The sequence below is a fragment of the Gallalistipes aquisgranensis genome (assembly GCF_014982715.1).
In the GTDB taxonomy this organism is placed as follows: Bacteria; Bacteroidota; Bacteroidia; order Bacteroidales; family Rikenellaceae; genus Gallalistipes; species Gallalistipes aquisgranensis.
This window is the reverse complement of sequence record NZ_JADCJY010000001.1, coordinates 394132-415742: the sequence shown is the minus strand read 5'-3', so window position 1 is coordinate 415742 and position 21611 is coordinate 394132. Positions and strand designations below refer to the sequence as shown.

The following is a 21611-nucleotide window of genomic DNA, read 5'->3' as shown; positions in this document are numbered from 1 at the left end:
GTATGACCCTCAACTGCCTGATCGTAGACGACGAACCGCTGGCACTCGACCTGTTGGAAGAGTACATAGGACGTACACCGTTCCTCACCCTCGCCGGCCGGAGCAACAGCGGAGCCGAAGCCCTGCGGATACTGGGGGGAGGCGGAATCGACCTGCTTTTCCTCGACATCCAGATGCCCCACCTGAGCGGGATCGAACTGTCGGAAATGATCGGCCAGCGCCCGCGGGTGATCTTCACCACCGCTTTCGAACAATATGCACTGGAAGGGTTCCGGGTCGATGCGCTCGACTATCTGCTCAAACCGATCAGCTATGCCGAATTCCTTCGGTCGGCAGGCAGGGCTTTACAATGGTTCGAGAAGGACGAGGCATTCCGGGCGGGCAGGAAGTCCGCCGTATCGCCGTCTCCCCGTTCGATCATCGTCAAAGCGGATTACAAACAGCTACAGATCGCGCTGGACGAGATCCTCTATATCGAAGGAGTGGGCGATTACGTGAAAATCCACACGGTCGACGGTACCCGCCCCGTTATCACCCAGATGAGCATGAAAACAGCGGAGGAACGGCTGCCCGCCGACCGGTTCGTACGGGTCCACCGTTCGTACATCGTGAACATGGACCGGATCAGGACGATCGAGCGGGGCCGGATCGTTTTCGGGAAAGAATATATCCCCGTTTCGGATTCCCACAAAGAGCGGTTCGCTGAACTGCTGAAACTCAGGTCGCTCGGATAACCGGATTTTGTTTTTTGCCTGAAAATCACTACCATTGTACCCGGATCGGACTGCCGGTCCGGTTTGGTGCGTTTTATGCAGCAAAAATCCGAAACCCTTTAATGTATTCTGTTATGAGTTTTTTATCCGATTTCAAAAAATTCGCCATGCGCGGCAACGTGGTGGACATGGCCGTGGGTATCATCATCGGCGGTGCGTTCGGCAAGATCGTCAGTTCGCTGGTGGCCGACGTCATCATGCCCCCGATCGGCCTGCTGCTCAGCGGTGTCAATTTCGCCGATCTGTCGGTGACGCTGAAACAGGCCACGGAAACAGACCCGGCCGTGGTGATCAGTTACGGAAAGTTCATCCAGACGGTGGTCGATTTCATCATCATCGCCTTTTCGATCTTCGCCGTAATACGTGTCATGAGCAAACTGGAAAAGAAGAAGGAAGAGGCTCCGGCCACACCTCCCGCACCGTCGAAAGAGGAGATGCTTCTGACCGACATCCGCGACCTGCTCAAACAGCAGAACAGCGAAATGGCCCCGAAAGGCGGCGGAAAATAACCCGGACTCACCGACATGCACGCTCCGCTACTTTCCGGCGGAGCGTGTTCGTTTGAAACGGTCGGTGACGTAGACCGTGAAGACCGGCAGCATCAGCATGCCGAGCCCCGGAAGAACGACCGACAGGATTTTACCGATGGTCGTGACAGCGAAAATTTCGGCTCCGACCGTGGTGACATTCATACAGGCCCACCAGAGTGCATCACCGAAGGAATCCAGCTTCGGATTGGGTCCGTGTTCGAACGAATAGAAGATCAGCGCGGAAAAATAGGTAAACCCGGCCACCGTGAAAAGATAGGCATAGAACAGACTGCGCACGCGGTCCCGGGTGAACCCGATCAGAATCAGCATACCGTAGAAACCGCGCACGAGCGGAGCGGCCTTGAAAACGATATACCACGACCGGGAAAGTTCCACGCCGAACCACTCCATCAGATTGAGCAGCGGCACGGAGACCAGAAGCAGAATCCAGTTGCGGGCCACGTAATGCTGCTTGCAGGGTGCCGTCGCCAGGCGTACGAAAAAGTCGGCCATGAAGATCAGGCAGACGGCCAGTTGCAGATGCAGGAAACCGGCCCCCAGATAATACTGCCGCTCGAACATGATGTCGAACGAAAGCGACACCAGGATCAGAAGGCTGCCGGCGAGAACCAATCCGTTGAAAATCCGGCTGACCGTCTGTCCGCCGGAAGGAGCGGCTCCCCGCACGGAAGTCTCGGGCCGGAGATCGCCCCGGTTTCCGTACTTTTCTCTTTTCATATCGCTATTCCGTTTATTATCAGCATAAATACCTAATCTTATCAAATTAAATACCACTTTCGGGGCAACCGGTTTGCAATCCCCGGGATTTGCCCTATTTTTGCGGAGGTTATGGAAAACAACTACGGATTATGACATTGCGAACGAACCTCTCCCTCCTTTTTCTGCTCGGCGCCGTCACGGCAGCCGGACATACCGCAGCGGAGCCCGTACCGGCAGACACGTCCAGGACCCAGACGCGGGGAACGGACATTCCGGTCCGCAAATCGGGCGAAATATCCTATCTGCCCCAGGTCTACGGAGCCGTCAAGGCCAAAATGGAACTGAGCACGACCGACGGCGAATACCGGTTCAACGTACGCAACTCCCGGATCGGCGTCAAGGGATTCGTCAGCCCCAGCATGCGCTATGCCGTCCAGGTCGATTTCAACAATGAGGGGAAAATTTCGATCCTCGATTCGTACGTCACCTATTTCCGGAAAAATTTCGAATTCACGCTGGGTCAGCAACAGTATAAATTCAGTACCGATCTGGACCGGGGACCCAGTTCCAACATGTTCGCCAACCGGTCGTTCATCGCCAAATACCTCACGTCCTACTACGGCAGCACCCTCGCGGGCGACCAGGCCGAGGAGTACGTGAAGACGATCGGTTCGCGCGACATCGGCGCCCTGGGCCGTTACAGTTTCCGGGCCGGAATTCCGATGCGCGTCACGGTGGGTGTGTTCAACGGGTCGGGCAGCAACAATCCGGAGTGGTCGAAGAGCGTGAACCTCTCCACCCGGCTGGACATCGGCAAACGCGAAGGACTGGGCGGTGCGGCCAGCTTCTACACGGGACGCACGCCGCTGGACGTACACGTCGTGGAAACGGACGGAGTCAAGAAAGAGGAGGATTTCACCCAAAAGATACGCATGTGGGGCTGCGAACTCCACTATGTGGGCGACCGCTTCCTGATCGAGGCGGAGGTGGCGCAACGTATCCTGTTCGACAAGGAGAAGGATGTCATCACGGCGGCCCACATACAGGGGTATTACCAGTTCGGACTGCCCCGGAACGGTTTCGCGGAACATATCGCACCGATCGCCCGCTGGGACACAGGGCATGGAGTGGACTTCCTGAACTCGCAAACCAAACTGCACGACCGGTTCAATGCGAACCGCATGACGATCGGGGTCAACTTCGGACTGTCCCCGAAACTGCTGAAATCGGAATTGCGGCTCAACTACGAAAAATATTTCCTCGGGCATCACAAACCTTCGGATTTCGCCGCAAACAAACTGCTGCAGGACAAATTCACGATCGAAGTGGTCGCATCGTTCTGATCCTCTGTCCGCGAGCAGGATAGCCGATCCGGAGTTACTTTTCCCGACACGGAATGTGTCGTTCCGGAAATATTTTTCACCGCACGGGTTTGGACTTAACAAAAAAATGATTACTTTTGCACCTGCCTTTAAGGAAGATGGCGGGATAGCTCAGCTGGTTAGAGCGCATGATTCATAATCATGAGGTCGAGAGTTCAAGTCTCTCTCCCGCTACTCGAAAATCAAGCAGTTACAAATAAAGTAACTGCTTTTTCTTTTTAAAAATAATAATAAAGAGGCAAAATCCGAACCATTCAGAACAGTACAGCACAAAGCATCTATCGTGCCTTCCTATTATACGACTTGAGATTTTCATCTACGTATTTTCTCGTCGCAGAACCATCCCGATAAACAACGACTACAGAAAAACTTTTGCAGTCTTATACGAAATATCTATCTTTACCGTGGAAGACGAACGAGCCTCATCATTCTCGACGCCCCGGACAGAGAAAGAAGACCAAGAAAAAACGCAGGGATTCTATCGTCTACCGATGTCCGGCAGGAAAGAGTGGAGAAATGGGGGTTCACAGTCCTCCACGAAAAAGAACGGAAATCCGAACCGAAATCGGAAATTCCGATCGGAAAAAAGATTCCCGACCGCAACCGACCAAATTTGTCACCGCACTATGAAACTCACTTCCAGGCAACGGATACAGACGGCCATGAACCTGCAAAAACCCGACAGGGTACCTCTTATGTGCCAATTCAGCATCGGCTCCATGATGATGCAGCTGAAACCGGACCCCGTAGAATTCTGGTATAACGAAGATAGGTTCGCCGACGGACTGGTTTCACTTTGCCGGCAATTCCGTTTCGACGGTATTCTGGTCAGCCTGCACGGCCATTCCGATGCATGGAAAAAAGACCTCATCGAACGCGAGGAGATAGAACCCGGCAAAGTACGGCTGCATTATCCCGACAGGACGGAGACCCACTCGTGGATAGACCTGCCCCTGGTTGAATTCAAATCCCCCGGGACGACTCCGTCCATCGAAACCGTCGACATAGAGAAAGATATCCCCGACGAGATAAATTATATCCCCGTTTCCAACAACCTGCACTTTCCTCTCTGCAAGGACCGGATGTTCGACATTTTCGACCTGATTCACGGGAAAGTCGGCGACGAGGTATCCATTCACGGGGAAATCACCTCTCCGTTCGACTACTTTCTGGATTTTCTGGGATACGAGAACGGATTGATCGCCCTGCTGCTCGAGCCCGAAAAAAGCAAACGGATACTCAACAAATTCACCCGAGGCATTACGGCTTTAGCCGAAGGCATGTGCCGCGCACCCATCGACGCCGTCAAAATATCGTCGCCTTTCGCCGGACAGGGATTCATTTCGACGGAGGCCTACCGGGAATTCGTGCTCCCGTTCGAGACACGGATCATAGACGCCATCAAGGCGGCCGGCAAAAAAGTATATATCCACACCTGCGGCTCCATCGGCGACAGGCTCGAACTGATGAGGGAAAGCGGTGCCTCCGGGCTGGAATGTCTCGATCCCGCACCGGTCGGGAACGTCGACATCGAAGATGCCTTCAACCGGATCGGCAAGTCGATGTTCATCAAGGGAAATATCGACTCGATCAATACTCTGCTGTTCGGTTCCGACGAAAAAATCCGCAACGACGTACGGCACATTCTGGAAACGGGCATGACCAAAGGGCGGGGTTTCATCCTGAGCACAGCCTGTTCCATCGCCCCGAAAGTTCCGAAAGAGAACATTCTGAAACTGTCCGAACTCGTCGAAGAATTCGGATATTACGAGTAGCAATCCTATCCCATACAGTCATCATTTCCCCATTTTTCTATATTTGCACCATACGATCGAAACCTACAAAACGACGAACCATGAAGAACCTAATCCGGATAACGGCCCTGTTGCTGCTGGGGGTTATCCTGTCGTCGCCCTTACGGGCGCAACGCTCCCGGGAGCATACCTACGTAAAAATCCTGCTCACACCGAACCATGCCGACTGGAATTACCGGGTCGGCGAAAAACCGGAATTCACCGTATCGGTCATCAAGGACAACTTCCCTCAAAAAAATGTGGAGGTGACCTACGAATGGGGACCCGACATGCTGAAACCCGTCACACAAGGCAAACTCGACACAGGAGAGGGTTGCCGGAAACTGACGGTCGACGGAATGGACAAGCCCGGCTTCATGGCCCTCACGGCGAAAGTCCGCATCGGCGGGATCAACTACTCCAATTACATCAAAGTGGCTTTCGCCCCCGATAAGATCCAGCCGTTCGCCCAACTGCCCGCGGATTTCGACGAATTCTGGGAACAGACCCTCTCGTCCAACAGTAACATTCCGCTCGAACCGGTGATGACCCTGTTGCCCGAACACTGCACGTCCAAAATGAATGTCTATCACATTCGTTTCCGCAACGGGAACGCGGGCCGTTATATCTACGGTATGCTGTCGGTTCCCAAAGGCGAAGGCCCGTTTCCCGCCGTACTGCAGGTTCCGGGTGCCGGCGTAAGACCTTACCTGCCGGACAGGGAGTACACCGAAGCCGGGGCCGTCACCCTGAAAATCGGTATTCACGGAATTCCCGTCAACCTGCCGGACGAACTCTACAACAACCTCCGTTTCGGCGCGCTGAACGGCTATTACTATTACAACATCGACAACCGCGAGAAGTATTATTACCGGAACGTCTACGCAGGGTGCGTCCGGGCCGTCGATTTCCTCTGCACGCTGCCCCAGGTCGACAAGGATCGCATCGCCGTATGCGGAGGGAGCCAGGGCGGAGCGCTGTCCATCGTCACCGCCGCCCTCGATCCGAGGATCAAATGCCTGTGGGCCAACTATCCCGCTCTCTGCGACCTGACGGGTTACCACCGGGGCGCTACGGGCGGCTGGCCCCATATCTTCCGCGACCCGAACGAGAGCAATCTCGAAACGAAGATGAAAGTGTCGGAATATTACGACGTGGTCAACTTCGCCCGGAAGCTCAAGGTCCCGATCCTGTTCTGCACGGGATACAACGACGCCACCTGTCCCCCGACCTCGACCCTGGCGGCCTATAACGTAATCACTTCGCCGAAAGAGCTCCGCCTCACACTCGACGCGGCCCACTGGACCTACCCGGAAACCAACAGATTCGAACGGGAGTGGCTGCTCCGTCAACTGCGAAAATAACCATCCGACGTTACCGCCGCTAACCTACGATCAAATCCGCCCCTGCCGCCTACACCGCACAGGGGCGGACTCGTCGATACCGAAAAACATCAGAGGCCATAAGCGACACGGCAGCGTGCAGGTCCTCCCGATGCGGAACACACATTATCCGTCCCTATCGGGTCCCTCCGAGCGAAAAATACCCTATCTTTGCGGAAAACAATCAGCACGGAGATGGCAGACAACTACCTCGGCAGAAAAATGGAAGAGTATCTGGCCCGGCCTGCATCAGACCGGAATCCCCGCAAGCCGTTGGCCACACTGGGCAGACTGCTTCTGAAAAACCGCAGCCACCGCGGCTACGACAGCCGCTTCATAGTACGCGAAGACCAGTTGCGGCGCATCATCGAAGTCAACACCCGGATTCCGTCGGCACAAAACCGGCAGGTCTTGCGGTTCAGACCCGTCCTGTCGGACGAAGCCCCCGCAATTCTGGCCGGCATCCGCCTCGGCGGAGCCCTGCCCGACCTGCACCTGCCTCTGCCGGGTACGGAACCCAACGCTTTCATCATTATCTGTTCGACCGTGGCCGAAGACCGTTACGTCGATATCGACCTGGGTATCTCGGCCCAAAGCATGCTGCTCCAAGCCACGGAGATCGGCCTCAACGGCCTCTGCATCGGCTCTTTCGACCGGGACCGGATCAGGCACGAGTTCCGGCTGCCCTTCGAACCGCTCCTGATCCTGGCTATCGGCCGGGGTATCGAAAAGATCGAACTGATTCCCGCCGGTTCCGGCGACAGCCTCGCCTATTACCGCAGAAACGGCACCCACTACGTTCCCAAACTCCGTACGGAAGAGTTGATTATTTCCAGATAACGGGCCCAAAGCCGAAGCCCCGCCCGCACCCCGCAGAGACAGGAATAAAGCCCCGTCATTCCGGTACCTTCATCCTGCGGGCGGGAACGAGCCGGACGGGACCGATCAGCCCCGACTCCAGCAGCGGAGAGTCCTTGCGGTAATGCTTCCATGTGGCGAACGCGATGCGCCCCCCCGCCGGTTTCTCATCTCCGTTCCGGTACCACTCGGGCAGCGAACGGATCGCACCCCGGCTCAGCGCCGCAAGACCGTAGCCGCCCCCTCCCGGCACGTAATCGTTCTCCTCGGGCAGTTGTTCGTCCCCGATCAGGCGGTTGGTCCATTGATTGGTCACCCGCACCGTCAGCGTATTCCTGCCCGGCTTCAACGCATCGGTAACATCGACCCGGTAGGGTTTCGTCCACAGAATCCCTTTGTTCACCCCGTTCACCTCCACTTCGGCCATCACCTCCACCCGGCCCAGGTCCAGCCAGAACAGACGTCCATCGCCCAGAAGCGAAGCATCCACGGTAAATTCCTTCGTATATTCCGCCGTGCCGGAGAAATAGCGCACACCCTCCTGCGGATGCCGGTGCAGCGATCCGAGTTCCGGGAGCGTAATCCGGCCGGGAGCACCCGATCCGGCAGGAAAGCGGACGCTCCACGCGCCATCGAGCCCCACAGGACGACCGATATTCCGCACCGGCACCCGACGGCGCGTACCGTCCGATGCCACCGTCACGTAATCGCCTTCAAGCCACACCAGCCAGGCATTCCCCGAGAACATCCAGTCGAGGGCCCGCCCGGTCTCCTCCGGAGCGAATCCCCGGGCCCGCATCCGTCCGATCTCCCCGGCGTCCACCGCCCGGCGGATCAGCACGAGACGGGTCATATCCCCGTTGTAATAGGAAGCTCCCTCCGCCAGTGTGGCTGCATTCAGCCCGGGATGCACACTCCTCCGCGACTTTTCGCCCCGGGCGGCCAACATTCCGTCGATATAGACCGAGGGCACGCCTCCCTCGTAAACCAGACACAGATGAGTCCAGCCCGACAGAGGCCGTTCCGCCGCCAGCCGGAATTCGGGATAACCCTTCTCGTTCTCCCACACGGCCACCCCGTTTCGGCCGACGGCCACTCCGCAGGTTGCATGTCCTTCACCGTACAGAGCCGCCCCTCCGGAGGGATATATCGCATAGTACTCCGTCCACGGATGAGGAATGTACCCCATCGGATTATCGGTATTCAGCATCACGTCCGATTCGGGCTTCACCCACAGGGCGACCGAAAAATCGTCCCGCACATCCGGACAAAGCGTCCGCCCCTCTTCTCCGGTACCGGAGGCGGAGGCATCCGCCACCACGCTTCCATCCCGCAGGACCGCAGTCAGCACCTTCCGCGGCTTCCCGGGCCGGAAGACCACGAACACGGAGCCGTACTCCTCCAGCTGGACGGGTACGGAAACATACTCCCCGTCGGCCCGGTACATCACGGCAGAAGCGACTTCGCCCGTCACGGGATTCCAGAACTCGGGCACTTTATCCCCCACCCGGAACCGGCACACGACCTCCCCGGCACTTCTCCGCTGATTCGACACGAAATAGGCATCGGCCTCTCCGATCCTCCGGTGGATATAGCGTACGGGAATGTTCCCCGGATTGGAGACCACTTCGAAATCGGGTCCCAGTTCCAGTCTGTCCACCGCCTCTTCCATCTTCATCCCGGAGAGAACACGGCCCGCACCGATCCTCCTGTCGACGACCGGCCCGGTCCCGGTCCCCCACAGACGATCGCAAAGCCGGACGAACGACGCCTCGTTCTCCGGCGAATATGCCGCCAGCCCCAGCGAATGTTCCGGCCGCGGTCCGATCAGCGTCAATCCCCCGGCAACCATCGCATCCAATTTTTTCAATACCCCCAACGTCATGCGGGAACGGCCCTGCAACACGAGTGCCCGGTAACTCATCCCGTCCGGCAGCACCATACGTCCATTCTCCACCCGGGCCCTCCGCAGCAGGGTCTCGGAGTTCATCAGGTCGTAATCGTACCCTTCGGGAGGCACCGGGGTCAGGTCCTTCCGGTGGACATCGGTGTAGCCCACCACCTCCTCCCCGATGAAATAGGCGAAATCCGCCACGAACAGACCCTCCTGCAGGACGGTCTGGCAACGGTTCAGATAGTCCATCCAGGCCCGGGCCGGTTCCCACCACGTATTGGTACGGTCGAAATGGATACCCCATGGCCCGAGGGTCATGGCCGGCGCCGCCGTCGGATGCGGCTGCATTGCGTAGCGGTGGACGACCATGCGGTTGATACCTTCCGTAAAGGCCTTGTCTCCCACGGCTTTCAGGGCGAAGGGATACTCCTGCCAGCGGCCCGACTCGGGTTCCGAGGTGAATGCCTCGGCCCCTACGATCCGCTGCCCGTTGGTGTGGGCGATCGAAGAGGCCAGTTTGGTGGTGCGGCGCATCATCAGGTTGTTCTGGAAAATCGCCGAAAGTCCGTTCCAGAACTCACCCATCACCCCGTCCACCCTCGCACCGATCTGCAACTCCTCCATCGGACCCCGGTCGTAAGGTTCGCAGTAGGAGATCAACCCGTAACGGTTGCACAAACGGCGGAATTCCCCGTAATAGTTGTCGGCAAGCAGGTCGGCCTGAACCCTGCGGACATCCCACAGGAAACGTTCCGTCCGTTCACGGTCCCCCACGATCTTGCCCGTCATCGCAGGCAGGAAGCGGATCGGGTCATAGCCGGCCCGCCGGAGGAATTCGTCCTCGAACCCTGCCGTCCAGTTCTGCATGCCGACCTCCCAGCTGTCGATCTCCAGCCCGATCCGGATTTTATCCACATAGGGCTCGATCAGCGGGTACAACCGGTCCATCATTTTATTGAAATGCAGACGGATCGCCTCTTTGCTGAACTTGTCGCATTCGAGCCCTACGCCCGTATCGGGAGCCGCGCAGTTCCTCTGTCCGGTGGAGGTATGTCCCAGCCGGATGACGGTCCAGCGCCCCTGCGGGACACGCCACGAAAGACGCCCTTCCGAAATCAGATTTCCGGAAAGGTCGACGACGGTGGCCGGGTCGATGACCTGCTGCCGGTCATACTCCTGTATCCCAATCCTCCCGTCATGATTGAACACACTGTTGTTCAATCGCTTCCAGTCCGAAAAAGCGACCGGCTTCCCGTTTTCGAACGAAGGGAAGGCCAGCACAGCCACATCCCGGTAATATCCCTGTACGGTCGGCGGCTGCGGCAGCAGCGTATCGGCTTCCGCTCCCCCGGTCAGTTCGATTTCGCTCCAGGTCAGTTTCTGCATGGAATATTCGGGGGTGATCCACGGCCCTCCGCTCGAGGACCACCCCGGACAGTTGTGCATCACGTAGTCGATGCCGAGACGGGCCGCTTCGGCGACGGCGTGAGCCTTCAGCTCGGACCACTCCCCGCTCAGATAAGTGACGGGACCCTTGGGAATGCCCGTTCCCCCTTCCAGATTGAAAACCCCGCCCACACCGATCCGGTGCATGGCCTCCAGGTCCTTCGTGATGCCTTCCTTCGTAATGTTGCCGTTCATCCAGAACCAATAGGTATAGGGACGCGCCTTGTCGGAGAGCCGTTCGAAATCACGTTCCAGTTCGGCGACCGGTTTGCACCGGCCAGGTTCGGTCCGGTTGAAAAGGGGGACGGCGCTCCCGCCCTCCTGCCCGCAGAGCGACAGCCAGCAGCACGCGGCCGCGGCACACAGTAAAAGTCTCGGCATCGTTCAGGAATTTTATCGCATGTTCTCTTTCAATACATCCCGTTTATAACGCACCAGTGCCTCTACATAATAATAATCGGCATAGGTCAGCGGAACGTCCACCTCGGACTTGCCGGGATAATTCCCCACCGAATGTTTCAGGATGAAATGGCAGTTCGTCCCCGGCTCGGCCAAATACTCGGGGGAGGAGAGCGTCTTCAGCTGGGTCTCCGCCACCGAAAGGCACCGTTTCGAGAAATCTCCCTCCGTGCAGAGGCTCAGTTCGATCAAAGCGGAAGCCATGATCGCTCCGGCCGAGGCATCGCGCGGGGCATCGGGAATGTCGGGAGCGTCGAAATCCCAGTAAGGAATCTTGTCTTCCGGCAGCCGGGGATGGTCCATGATGAAGCGGGCCACATTCCCGGCATGATCCAGATATTTCCTGTCGCCGGTCTCGCGGTACATCATCGTGTATCCGTACAGGGCCCAGGCTTGTCCCCGGGCCCACGACGACTCGTGGGCATATCCCTGACACGTATTCTTTTTTTCGGGCTGTCCCGTAATCGTATCATAGGAGACCACATGGTAACTGCTGTGGTCCGGACGGAAATGATGCTTCATCGTCACGTCGGCATGCGACCGCGCGATCTCCGCGAACTTCGGATCGCCCGAATATTTCGACGCCCACGACAGCAACTCCAGATTCATCATATTGTCGATGATGACCGGATACTGCCACACCTGCCGGTTCCAGTCCCACGAGCGGATACATCCCACCTGCGGCCGGAACCGCGTACTCAGCGACCGGGCTCCCTGCAGGAGCACTTTCGCATACTCCTCATTACCGGTCAGACGCAACCCGTTCCCGAAACTGCAATAGAGCATGAACCCCACATCGTGGTTGTCGGTCGTGAACTGCTCCTTCTCCACCCTGCGGGTGAAATTCTCCGCATACATTTTCAGCGAATCGTCGCCTTCCGCCTCGTACAGATACCACAGCACCCCCGGAAAGAAACCGCTCGTCCACCAGTTCGACTTCGAGGTCATCAGTTTCCCGTCCTTCCCGATCGTCCGGGGCAGTTCGTCAGGCCTGTCCATCAGGCTCTCCGCCATCCGTTCCGACTGCACGGCAGCCGTGTGCAGACTGCCGTTCACGAGTGCGCTCATCTCTTTTTCATGGGTGGAACACCCGGCGACGGCCAAACAGCAAAAGACCGCTGCCACCGAAGAATAAATTTTCATTCTCTCTTTTGTTCAATAAACAAGCTCCGGTTTTTCCGGACACCTGCAGGTTAGCACTAAAAATTCCGCGGGCCGCGAAACAGCCCCCGCCGGACTTCTTCATCCGACCGCACTTCCGGACAGGCATTCCCGAAACGACTCCGTCTTCCCGCCATACGGAAGGCATGCCCACAAAAATAAAATTTAGCCCGGAAAAGACGATACACCCGGCGGGACAGTCCCTGCATCTGACCGGATACTGCCATTTTTGACCGGATAATCTCAGTTTTTCCTTTTCGTCCCGTTCCGGCAAAAGACAGGGTACAAGCACTTTCCCCCGGAGGAAAAAGATTCCGCCCCGATTCGTTCATCGTGTTTCGAATTATTTATTTTATATTTGTATACAAGAAAACCGTCCTATGCTCCGCATCTTACTGCCACACCGTACGGTTGCCGCTGTCACTCCGGGTTTCGGTCCGCGGCGGCGGATTTTGTCCGTGCTGTGTTTCCTGTCGTCGGCCTGCACCGCCCTCGCAGGAAGCCCCGAACCGCTGCTGCACGAACTGGACCGTGCCATCGGAAACGAAAAGGAGTACGTAGCGCGAAAAGAGGCTTATCTGGAGAGGCTCAAGGGACAGCTTTCCGAACCGGGGCTCTCTCCGGAAACACGGTGTTTTATCTGTCTGAACCTGGCCCGGGAGTACGAAACCTACAAATGCGACTCGGCCGTCAGCTACTCCCTGCGGACCATCGCCGAAGCCCGGTCGCTCGGGAACACGCAGTGGATGAACGACGGGAAAATCCAGTGGGCGCGGAGCGAGGCCAAGGCAGGCATGTTCGCCGACGCCCTCGACATTCTGAATTCGATCGCAAGCCGCGACCTGACCCTTCGGCAACGGGTCGAATACTACAAGACCCACATCGAATGTTTCATCTACCAGATCGAATACCAGGACGGGCACAACCTCGACCAGCTGATCCGGAACAGGGGGCTCTATCAGGATTCTCTGCTGAGGATCGTCGATCGCAACACCTTCGATTACGCGATCTATTCGGGACACCGCTACATCGCGCGCAACCGGCTCGACAGTGCCGAGAAGATACTGACGGACTTCCTGCCCGGCGTGGAGCCCGACACGAAGGAGATGGCTTCACTCACCTCCGTTCTCTCGCACATCTACGGAGAGAAAGGCGATTACGACCGCCAGAAGGAGTACCTGACCATCTCCGCCCTATCGGACGTGAAAGCCAGCATCAAGGAGAACATTTCGCTCCGGGCGCTGGCCGTACTCCTCTTCCAGGAAGGCGACCTGCGGCGGGCCAACCGCTACGTCAAAAAGAGCCTCGACGACGCCAACTTCTACAACGCCCGCCTGCGCAACATCCAGACCTCCAAAGTGCTCCCGATCATCGACAAGGCCTACGAACTGGACAGGGCCAGCCAGCAGCGCAAACTCCGCATGATGCTGACCATGATCAGCGTCCTGTCGGTCATTCTGATCGGTGCCGTAGTATTCGTCGCCCTCCAGATGAAGAGGCTCTCCCGGGCCAACAAATATATCGAGAACGCCAATTCCCGCCTCAAGAACCTGAACGCGATCCTGCAGAACGCCAACCGCCGCCAACAGGAGACCAACGCCCACCTGGCCGAAGCGAACCATATCAAAGAGCTCTTCATCGGAAACTTTCTGGACATCTGCACGGAGTACATCGAGAAACTGCGAGCCTTCAAAGTAACGGTCAACCGCAAAATACGGGCGGGACAGAGCGCCGACCTGCTCCGGCTGACCTCCAACACCGAGGGTACGGCCCAGGAACTCCGGGAACTCTACGTCAACTTCGACCGGGCCTTTCTTAACATCTACCCGACTTTCGTGGAGGAGTTCAACGCCCTGCTACGCGAGGAGGAGCGCTATCCGGAGAACGAAGACGGGTCGCTGAACCACGAAATGCGCATCTTCGCCCTGATCCGGCTGGGCATCCGGGATACGAACAAGATCGCCACCTTCCTGAACTACACCGCCCGCACCGTCTACAACTACCGCAGCAAGGTCCGGTCGAAGGCCCTCAACACGGGAGAAGACTTCGAAGAACGGGTAAAACGGATCGGTTCCGAAAGCATCTGAACGCCCCGGGAACAAAAGGGATTTTTACTCCGCGAAAAACAGGAGAGGTCCACAACAACCTTGTTTACAAACAGATAAAAAATCCGAATCCCGCTATTTTTTACCTCACGTTTACTTCGGAATACCCTGAGTATATATTTCGCATAGTTTTGTATCGGGCTCCGGCCCTCACCTGAAACTATCGAACGGAACCATGAGAAAATTGTTCTTCACGATGCTGGCCCTCGCGGCAGGCATCCAACTTTTCGCCCAAAGGGACTATGTACGATATGTCGATCCCGTCATCGGATCGCTGAACGACCCCGGACTTTCGAACGGAAACCTCTACCCCTGCATCGCCCGCCCGTGGGGAATGAACCATTGGACCCCCCAGACCGATGTCAACGGAGACAAATGGCAATACTCCTATACCGACAGCCACATCGTGGCCTTCAAGCAGACCCACCAGCCCAGCCCGTGGGCCGGCGACTACGGCATGCTCTCGCTGATGCCGACCGTAGGGGAACGGGTCTTCCTCGAGGAGGACCGCCGCAGCTGGTTCTCCCACAAGACCGAAACGGTCGAACCGGCCTATTACAGCGTCTATCTGGCCGACCATGACGTCACGGCCGAAATGAGTCCCACCCCGCGGGGCTGCATGATGCGGTTCGCCTTCCCGGAGGGCCGCCGCTCCCACGTGGTAATCGACGCCTTCGCAGGGAAATCCTACGTGAAGATCATCCCCCGCGAACGAAAAATAGTAGGTTACACGACCGATTCCTACGGATTCGGCCCCGAGCGCAAACCGGGCAACTTCAGAAACTACTTCGTCATCCGTTTCGACCGGCCGTTTGCCTCGGCAACCCTCTGGCGCGACGGCGGCTTCGCCGAGGGCGACGAGTCGGAGAATGTCTCGCGCGGAGGCGCCGTCGTGACGTTCGAGACGAAACGGGACGAACCGGTAACGGTCCGCATGGCCACCTCGTTCATCAGCCCCGAACAGGCCGAACGCAATCTGGCCCGCGAGATCGGGGAGAAAGATTTCAACCGTATCCGCCGGGAAGGACACGACGTATGGAACAGCCACCTGTCACGATTCGCCGTGGAGGATGATGAAGCCGGCGATGCCATCCGCCTGCGCACGTTCTACTCGGCCCTGTACCGCATGCTCCTCTACCCGCGTGAACTGCACGAATACGATGCGGACGGGAAGCTCGTCCATTACAGCCCTTTCAACGGCAAGGTGCTGCCGGGCCGCATGTACACGGACAACGGATTCTGGGACACGTTCCGGGCCGTGCACCCCTTTTTCAATCTTTTCTACCCGGAATTCAGCCGGAATTTCCTGGAAGGGCTGGCCAACACCTACCGCGAAAGCGGCTGGCTGCCCGAATGGGTATCCCCGGGCCACGTGGACTGCATGGTGGGCTCCAATTCGGCTTCGGTTGTGGCCTCGGCAGTCATCCTGAACGGCGTCAAAGACAATCTGGACGTACTTTGGGAGGCCGTCTATAAGAATGCCTACCACGCCCATCCGACCATCACGTCGGTCGGCCGGGCCGGTATCGGCCTTTACGACCGTCTGGGTTACGTCCCGACCGACGCGGGAGTGAAAGAGAGCGCCGCACGCACACTGGAATACGCCTACGACGACTACTGCGTGCTGCGTCTGGCCGAATACATGAACAAGGACGAAAAGACACGGAAAGTTTTCGCGGACCGTTCGCTCAACTACAAAAACCTCTTCCACCCGACCTGCGGACTGATGGCCGGACGGGATTCGAAAGGCGGGTTCCGAAACGATTTCGATCCGTTCGCCTGGGGCGGAGAATTCACCGAAGGCAACAGCTGGCACTACTCCTGGAGCGTGTTCCACGATCCCGCCGGACTGATGGCACTGATGGGCGGCCGGCAGCGGATGGTCCGCATGCTCGACTCCGTTTTCAGAATGCCGCCCGTCTTCGACGAATCCTTCTACGGCATCGTGACCCACGAAATACGCGAAATGCAGGTGGCCGGCCTCGGACAATACGCCCACGGCAACCAACCCATCCAGCACATGATCTATCTCTACGACTGGGTCGGACAGCCCTGGAAGGCGCAATACTGGAGCCGCCAGGCGATGAGGCGACTCTACCGTCCCACGCCCGACGGCTATTGCGGCGACGAGGACAACGGACAGACCTCGGCCTGGTACGTGCTGTCGGCCATGGGCTTCTATCCGGTCTGTCCCGTCAACGGCGAATACGCCCTCGGCTCCCCGCTTTTCCGCAAAATGACGGTCACGCTGGCCGACGGGAAGAAACTGGAGATCAACGCTCCGGAGAACTCCGACCGGAACGTCTACATCGACCGCCTGACGATCGACGGACGTCCGTACGACCGGAACTACTTCACCCATGCCATGCTGCAACGGGGCGGACGGCTCGATTTCTCTATGAGCGACCGGCCGAACCGTTCGAGGGGGACCTCGGACGCGGCACGCCCCACCTCGTTCAGCGACGCTCCCGGACGGGCGGCGCGATAAACCGGACGAACAACCTGAATGACAAATAAAAATCCGAACCCAATGAGAAGAAAGTTGAACTTTATGAAGATCGCGTCTCTTTTTGCGGCGGTTCTCCAGCTGTTCCTTCTCCAGAGCGCCGCGGCGGCACAGCCGGGCACGGCCAAAGGAGTGGTGCAAAACGAGAACAGGGAGCCGCTCGTCGGCGCGGCCGTCTATGTGAAAGGCACGTCGAACGGGGTTTCGACCGGCATCGACGGGCGTTTCGTGCTGCCGAACGTCACGGTCGGCGACACGCTGGTGTTCTCCTACATGCAGGTGACCCGCGAGATCGCCTTCAAAGGACAGACGGAACTGGTAGTCACCCTCGAGGAGAACAAGACGCTGGAACAGGTCGTGGTGGTCGGCTACGGCCAGATGCGCCGGCAGGACGTCACGGGATCGCTGGCCAACGTGAAGATCGACGATGCCGTCCGCGGCTTCACTCCCAACGCCCAGGACCTGTTGGTGGGCAAGGTGGCCGGCGTGTCGATCATCAACGAAGGCGGAGCTCCCCAGAGCCACTCCCGCATCCGTATCCGGGGCGGCTCTTCGCTCTCGGCCAACAACGAACCGCTCATCATCCTGGACGGGGTCTACATCGACAACCAGGAGATCAACGGCGTGGGCAACATCCTCAGCACGCTCAACCCGTCGGACGTGGAGTCGTTCACCGTGCTCAAGGACGCCTCTGCGACCGCCATCTACGGTTCACGCGCCTCGAACGGCGTGATCCTCATCACCACGAAGAAGGGAACGCCGGGCAAACTCCGGATCACCTACGACGGCAACGTATCCGTCGGGACGCTAAAAAAGAAGGTGGACGTGATGACCGGCGACGAATTCCGCGTCTTTCTCAAGGAGGCCTATTCCGATCTGCCGATCTACGAAAAGATGAAGGAAAGGCAGGGACTCGTGAACACCGACTGGCAGGACGTCATCTTCCAGACGACGGTCAACACCGAGCATAACCTCAGCGTGTACGGTTCGGCCGGAGACTGGATGCCCTACCGCGTCTCCTTCGGCCTGACCGATCTCGACGGTATCCTCAAGACCTCGCGCACGGAACGCTACACGGGCAGCTTCTCCCTCACGCCGAAACTGTTCGACGACCATCTGAGCATCACCCTCAACGGGCGCTTCATGTACGTCAAGAACCGCTTCGCCAACTGGGATGCCATCGGAGCCGCCGTGGCGATGGACCCCTCGCAGCCCGTCTACGACAAGGACAGCCCCTACGGCGGTTACTTCACCTGGGTCGGCGACGACCACAAGGTCATCCAGGTGGCGACCAAAAACCCGCTGTCGATGCTCGAAATGTTCCAGGACAAGGCCCACGCCTTCAACTTCAAGGGCAACGCCCAGTTCGACTACAAGCTCCACTTCTGGCCCGACCTGCGGCTGAACCTCAACCTCAGCCTCGACGCCTCGAACAGCGACGGGTTCAAATACTACGACGAATTCATCCCCTCTGACTACACCTACGGGGGCGGCGAATTCAACTGGGACCAGAGCATCCGCAACTCGACGCTCACGGCCTATGCCAAATACGAGAAAAAACTCGGGTTCCTCGACAGCCACATCGACATCATGGCCGGCTACGAATGGCAGCGCTACTGGCGGGAAGGGAGCAGCATCGGCCACCGGCTCAAAGATTTCGACGAATACGGCAACCCGCGTCTGATCGAAGACACCAGCTACGAGAACGAACACTACCTCATCTCGTTCTTCGGCCGGCTCAACTACAACGTCAAGAACCGCTACCTGCTGACGGCTACCCTGCGACGGGACGGCTCCTCCCGTTTCGCCAAGGCGAACCGCTGGTCGCTTTTCCCCTCGGTGGCGCTGGCATGGCGGATTTCCGAAGAGAGTTTTCTGAAAAACTCGAATGTGGTGAGCGACCTGAAGCTCCGGCTCGGCTGGGGAATCACAGGACAGCAGGAGATCAACATCGACTACGGACATCTGCGCGCCTACCTCCACTCGACCGGCACGGAAGTGGGCTACCTGCGCGGATTCGATAACGGCACCCCGATCTGGGTGGCCCTCCTGCGCCCCGAGTCGTACAATCCCGACCTGAAATGGGAGTCGACCATCACCAAAAACATCGGACTCGACTTCGGGTTCCTCAACAACCGCATCGAAGGAACGTTCGACTTCTACCACCGCAAGACCGAGGACCTCATCAATCTCCAGACCAAGACGACGGCCGGCACCAACTTCAAGGAGTTCGTGGCCACCAACATCGGAAGCCTCGAAAACAAAGGCATCGAGTTCGGCTTGAACGGCCACATTATCCACAAGAAGGACCTCCAGTGGGAAGTGGGATTCAATGCGGCCTGGAACCAGAACAAGATCACCAAACTGACCGACGGCGACGACCGCAACACCCGGCTCCAGAGCGGCGTGGTGGTCAACATGGTCGGATACGCTTCGAATATGTACTACGTCTATGAACAGATCTACGACGAACACGGCAAACCGATCGAAGGCCTCTACAAAGACCAGAACAACGACGGCAAGATCAGCGCCGAAGACCTCCGTCCCTATAAAAAGGCGGCGGCCGACTGGACGTTCGGTCTGAACACGAAACTGACCTGGAAGGCGTGGGATTTCGCCATCGCGGGCCACGGCAGCCTCGGCAACTACAACTACAATGCCGTGGCGGCGAACGGAGCGGGCCTGAGTCCCACGTCGGTCTACGTGAGCGAAACGCTCAACAACCGGGTGAAGAGCGCGTTCGACACCAATTTCCAGATCGCGCAGCCCCTGTCGGACTACTATGTCCAGGACGCCTCGTTCTTCCGCATCGACAACATCGTGCTGGGCTGGTCGTTCCGCAAATCGAAATGGTTCCCGCTCAGCGGCCGCATCTACACGACGGTGCAGAATCCCTTCGTCTTCACAGGCTACAAAGGCATCGACCCCGAGGTGTTCGGCGGATACGACGGGACGCTCTACCCCCGTCCGGTCACCTACCTTTTCGGCGTCAATCTGAATTTCTAAAACTCCATGACCATGAAAAAAACATATATTCTGTTTCTCCTTTCGCTCGGTCTCAGCACGGCTCTGCCCTCTTGCCTGAGCGATCTGGACACGGAGCCGCTGACCGAAAGCCTGCTCCTTCCCGACCAGGCATGGAAAGACCCCGTCTCTTACGAGGAGTTCCTCGCCAAAATATACGCCGGACTGGCCCTGTCGGGCAATTCGGGCTCTTTCGGCGAACCCGACATCACGGCCGACGACCAGGGCGAAGCCACCTTCCTGCGTACCTACTGGAACCTGCAGGAGCTCTGTACCGACGAAGTGATCGGAGCCGAGGACAACGAGTCCATGCGCGGCCTCTATTTCTGCCAGTGGAACTCGTCCAACAAGTTCGTCTCGCTCAACTATACCCGCATTTTCCTCAATATCGCCTACGCCAACGAATACCTGCGCGAGACGACTCCCGAAAAACTCGCCGAGCGGAACGCGGACGACCGGCTGAAGGAAAAGGTGGCCGGTTTCCGGAACGAAGCCCGGGTATTGCGGGCCATGAACTACTACTTTCTGATGGACCTCTACGGAAACGTCCCGTTCATCGACGAAAATTTCCCGATCGGTTCGAACGAAGTGGTCCAGCGCGACCGCAGTTTCTTTTTCCCGTGGATCGAATCCGAACTGAAGGCGGTGGAAGGCAAACTGCCTCCGGCCGACAAGGCCCACTACGGCATGGTGAACGACCCGACCGTGTGGATGCTGCTGGCCAAAATGTACCTCAACGCAGAGGTCTACACAGGACAGGAACGCTACGACGACTGCCTGTATTACCTGAACAAGGTGCTGGGCGCGGGATTCTCCATCGACCCCACGTACAGCAACATGTTCTGCGCAGATAACCACAACTCTCCGGAAATCATCTTTCCGATCGTCTACGACGGACGCAGGGCGGCCACCTTCGGCGGCACGACCTTCCTGATCGCGGCCTCCCAGAAGACCGACATGAACCCCGGGACGAACGTGGGCTTCACGCAGGCATGGTCCAACATCCGGGCCAAGGAGAGCCTCTCCGAACTCTTTGCCGACAACGACGTGCGGGGCATGTTCTGGAAACAGGACCGCACGCTGGAGACCTCCGTATGGTACGACTTCACCTACGGCTGGTCGGTGGTCAAATACTCCAACCTGAACAGCGACGGCACGCCGGGTTCCAACACGGCCCACGCCGACACCGACTTCCCGATGTTCCGGCTGGCCGACGCCTATCTGATGTACGCCGAAGCCGTGTTGCGCGGGGGTGAAGGAGGTACCAGGGAACAGGCGCTGATCTACCTCAACGAACTGCGCGGGAGGGCCCACACGGATGACATCGAATCCGTGGACCTGACGCTGGACTTCATCCTCGAGGAGCGTTCGCGCGAACTCTACTGGGAAGGTCACCGGCGTATGGACCTGATCCGCTACGGCCGTTTCACCGAAAACTACAAATGGCCGTGGAAAAACGGAGTGCATATCGGCGTGACCAACATCGACGAGAAGTACAAGATATACCCGATCCCCGCTACGGAGGTGACGGCCAACACCAGAATCAAACAGAATCCCGGTTACTAAAGGCATACAGAG

The 21611-nt window shown here is 58.0% G+C and carries 13 protein-coding genes and 1 tRNA gene; 11 read left to right on the top strand and 3 right to left on the bottom strand.

All coding sequences use genetic code 11. From position 1 onward, the window contains the following. The first annotated feature begins 2 nt into the window (after positions 1–2). Together INF32_RS01465 and mscL are read left to right on the top strand one after the other, a co-directional pair. On the top strand, positions 3–734 hold the full coding sequence (locus INF32_RS01465; RefSeq protein ID WP_226386643.1) for a LytR/AlgR family response regulator transcription factor: 732 nt from the start codon (positions 3–5) through the stop codon (positions 732–734). 113 nt (positions 735–847) lie between these two features. Continuing rightward, positions 848–1282, top strand: a complete 435-nt coding sequence (gene mscL, locus INF32_RS01460) for a large-conductance mechanosensitive channel protein MscL (RefSeq protein WP_226386642.1) — start codon at positions 848–850, stop codon at positions 1280–1282. A gap of 27 nt (positions 1283–1309) precedes the next feature. On the opposite strand, the gene INF32_RS01455 is transcribed toward mscL, so the two are convergent. Next, positions 1310–2041, bottom strand: a complete 732-nt coding sequence (locus tag INF32_RS01455; RefSeq protein WP_226386641.1) for an ion transporter — start codon at positions 2039–2041, stop codon at positions 1310–1312. A gap of 131 nt (positions 2042–2172) precedes the next feature. On the opposite strand from INF32_RS01455, the gene INF32_RS01450 reads away from it, so the two are divergent. The 5 genes from INF32_RS01450 (at position 2173) to INF32_RS01430 (ending at position 7420) form a co-directional block, all read left to right on the top strand. Next, positions 2173–3366 (top strand): porin, encoded by a 1194-nt coding sequence (locus INF32_RS01450; RefSeq protein WP_226386640.1) that lies wholly within the window; start codon positions 2173–2175, stop codon positions 3364–3366. Between the two features lie 139 nt (positions 3367–3505). Continuing rightward, a tRNA-Met gene (locus tag INF32_RS01445) sits at positions 3506–3579 on the top strand. A gap of 452 nt (positions 3580–4031) precedes the next feature. Continuing rightward, a complete protein-coding gene (locus INF32_RS01440; RefSeq protein WP_226386639.1) occupies positions 4032–5180 on the top strand; it encodes a uroporphyrinogen decarboxylase family protein in 1149 nt (382 codons plus the stop codon). A gap of 80 nt (positions 5181–5260) precedes the next feature. Next, positions 5261–6562 (top strand): acetylxylan esterase, encoded by a 1302-nt coding sequence (locus INF32_RS01435; RefSeq protein WP_226386638.1) that lies wholly within the window; start codon positions 5261–5263, stop codon positions 6560–6562. Positions 6563–6775: 213 nt separating this feature from the next. Then, complete coding sequence (locus INF32_RS01430; RefSeq protein WP_226386637.1) at positions 6776–7420, top strand: nitroreductase family protein; 645 nt, start codon at positions 6776–6778, stop codon at positions 7418–7420. A gap of 55 nt (positions 7421–7475) precedes the next feature. Here the strand turns inward: INF32_RS01430 and INF32_RS01425 are convergent, their stop codons facing one another. Then, complete coding sequence (locus tag INF32_RS01425; protein ID WP_226386636.1) at positions 7476–11159, bottom strand: glycosyl hydrolase; 3684 nt, start codon at positions 11157–11159, stop codon at positions 7476–7478. Between the two features lie 12 nt (positions 11160–11171). Further along, entirely contained in the window at positions 11172–12380 is a 1209-nt protein-coding gene (locus tag INF32_RS01420; protein ID WP_226386635.1) for a glycoside hydrolase family 88 protein, read from the bottom strand. A 398-nt stretch (positions 12381–12778) separates the two neighbouring features. On the opposite strand from INF32_RS01420, the gene INF32_RS01415 reads away from it, so the two are divergent. The 4 genes from INF32_RS01415 to INF32_RS01400 all read left to right on the top strand — a co-directional run bounded on the left by INF32_RS01415 (position 12779) and on the right by INF32_RS01400 (position 21599). After that, on the top strand, positions 12779–14485 hold the full coding sequence (locus INF32_RS01415; RefSeq protein ID WP_226386634.1) for a DUF6377 domain-containing protein: 1707 nt from the start codon (positions 12779–12781) through the stop codon (positions 14483–14485). Positions 14486–14678: 193 nt separating this feature from the next. Next, positions 14679–16991: a GH92 family glycosyl hydrolase gene (locus tag INF32_RS01410; protein WP_226386633.1), complete on the top strand. Its 2313-nt coding sequence runs from the start codon at positions 14679–14681 to the stop codon at positions 16989–16991. A 42-nt stretch (positions 16992–17033) separates the two neighbouring features. Continuing rightward, complete coding sequence (locus INF32_RS01405) at positions 17034–20015, top strand: SusC/RagA family TonB-linked outer membrane protein (protein ID WP_226386632.1); 2982 nt, start codon at positions 17034–17036, stop codon at positions 20013–20015. A gap of 12 nt (positions 20016–20027) precedes the next feature. Next, positions 20028–21599 (top strand): RagB/SusD family nutrient uptake outer membrane protein, encoded by a 1572-nt coding sequence (locus tag INF32_RS01400; RefSeq protein ID WP_226386631.1) that lies wholly within the window; start codon positions 20028–20030, stop codon positions 21597–21599. Positions 21600–21611: the final 12 nt, after the last annotated feature.

Excerpts from the sequence above, each read along its gene's own strand:
- INF32_RS01465 (WP_226386643.1), top strand. The coding sequence starts at position 3 with ATGACCCTCAACTGCCTGATCGTAGACGACGAACCGCTGGCACTCGAC.
- mscL (WP_226386642.1), top strand. The coding sequence starts at position 848 with ATGAGTTTTTTATCCGATTTCAAAAAATTCGCCATGCGCGGCAACGTG.
- INF32_RS01455 (WP_226386641.1), bottom strand. The coding sequence starts at position 2,041 with ATGAAAAGAGAAAAGTACGGAAACCGGGGCGATCTCCGGCCCGAGACT.
- INF32_RS01450 (WP_226386640.1), top strand. The coding sequence starts at position 2,173 with ATGACATTGCGAACGAACCTCTCCCTCCTTTTTCTGCTCGGCGCCGTC.
- INF32_RS01440 (WP_226386639.1), top strand. The coding sequence starts at position 4,032 with ATGAAACTCACTTCCAGGCAACGGATACAGACGGCCATGAACCTGCAA.
- INF32_RS01435 (WP_226386638.1), top strand. The coding sequence starts at position 5,261 with ATGAAGAACCTAATCCGGATAACGGCCCTGTTGCTGCTGGGGGTTATC.
- INF32_RS01430 (WP_226386637.1), top strand. The coding sequence starts at position 6,776 with ATGGCAGACAACTACCTCGGCAGAAAAATGGAAGAGTATCTGGCCCGG.
- INF32_RS01425 (WP_226386636.1), bottom strand. The coding sequence starts at position 11,159 with ATGCCGAGACTTTTACTGTGTGCCGCGGCCGCGTGCTGCTGGCTGTCG.
- INF32_RS01420 (WP_226386635.1), bottom strand. The coding sequence starts at position 12,380 with ATGAAAATTTATTCTTCGGTGGCAGCGGTCTTTTGCTGTTTGGCCGTC.
- INF32_RS01415 (WP_226386634.1), top strand. The coding sequence starts at position 12,779 with ATGCTCCGCATCTTACTGCCACACCGTACGGTTGCCGCTGTCACTCCG.
- INF32_RS01410 (WP_226386633.1), top strand. The coding sequence starts at position 14,679 with ATGAGAAAATTGTTCTTCACGATGCTGGCCCTCGCGGCAGGCATCCAA.
- INF32_RS01405 (WP_226386632.1), top strand. The coding sequence starts at position 17,034 with ATGAGAAGAAAGTTGAACTTTATGAAGATCGCGTCTCTTTTTGCGGCG.
- INF32_RS01400 (WP_226386631.1), top strand. The coding sequence starts at position 20,028 with ATGAAAAAAACATATATTCTGTTTCTCCTTTCGCTCGGTCTCAGCACG.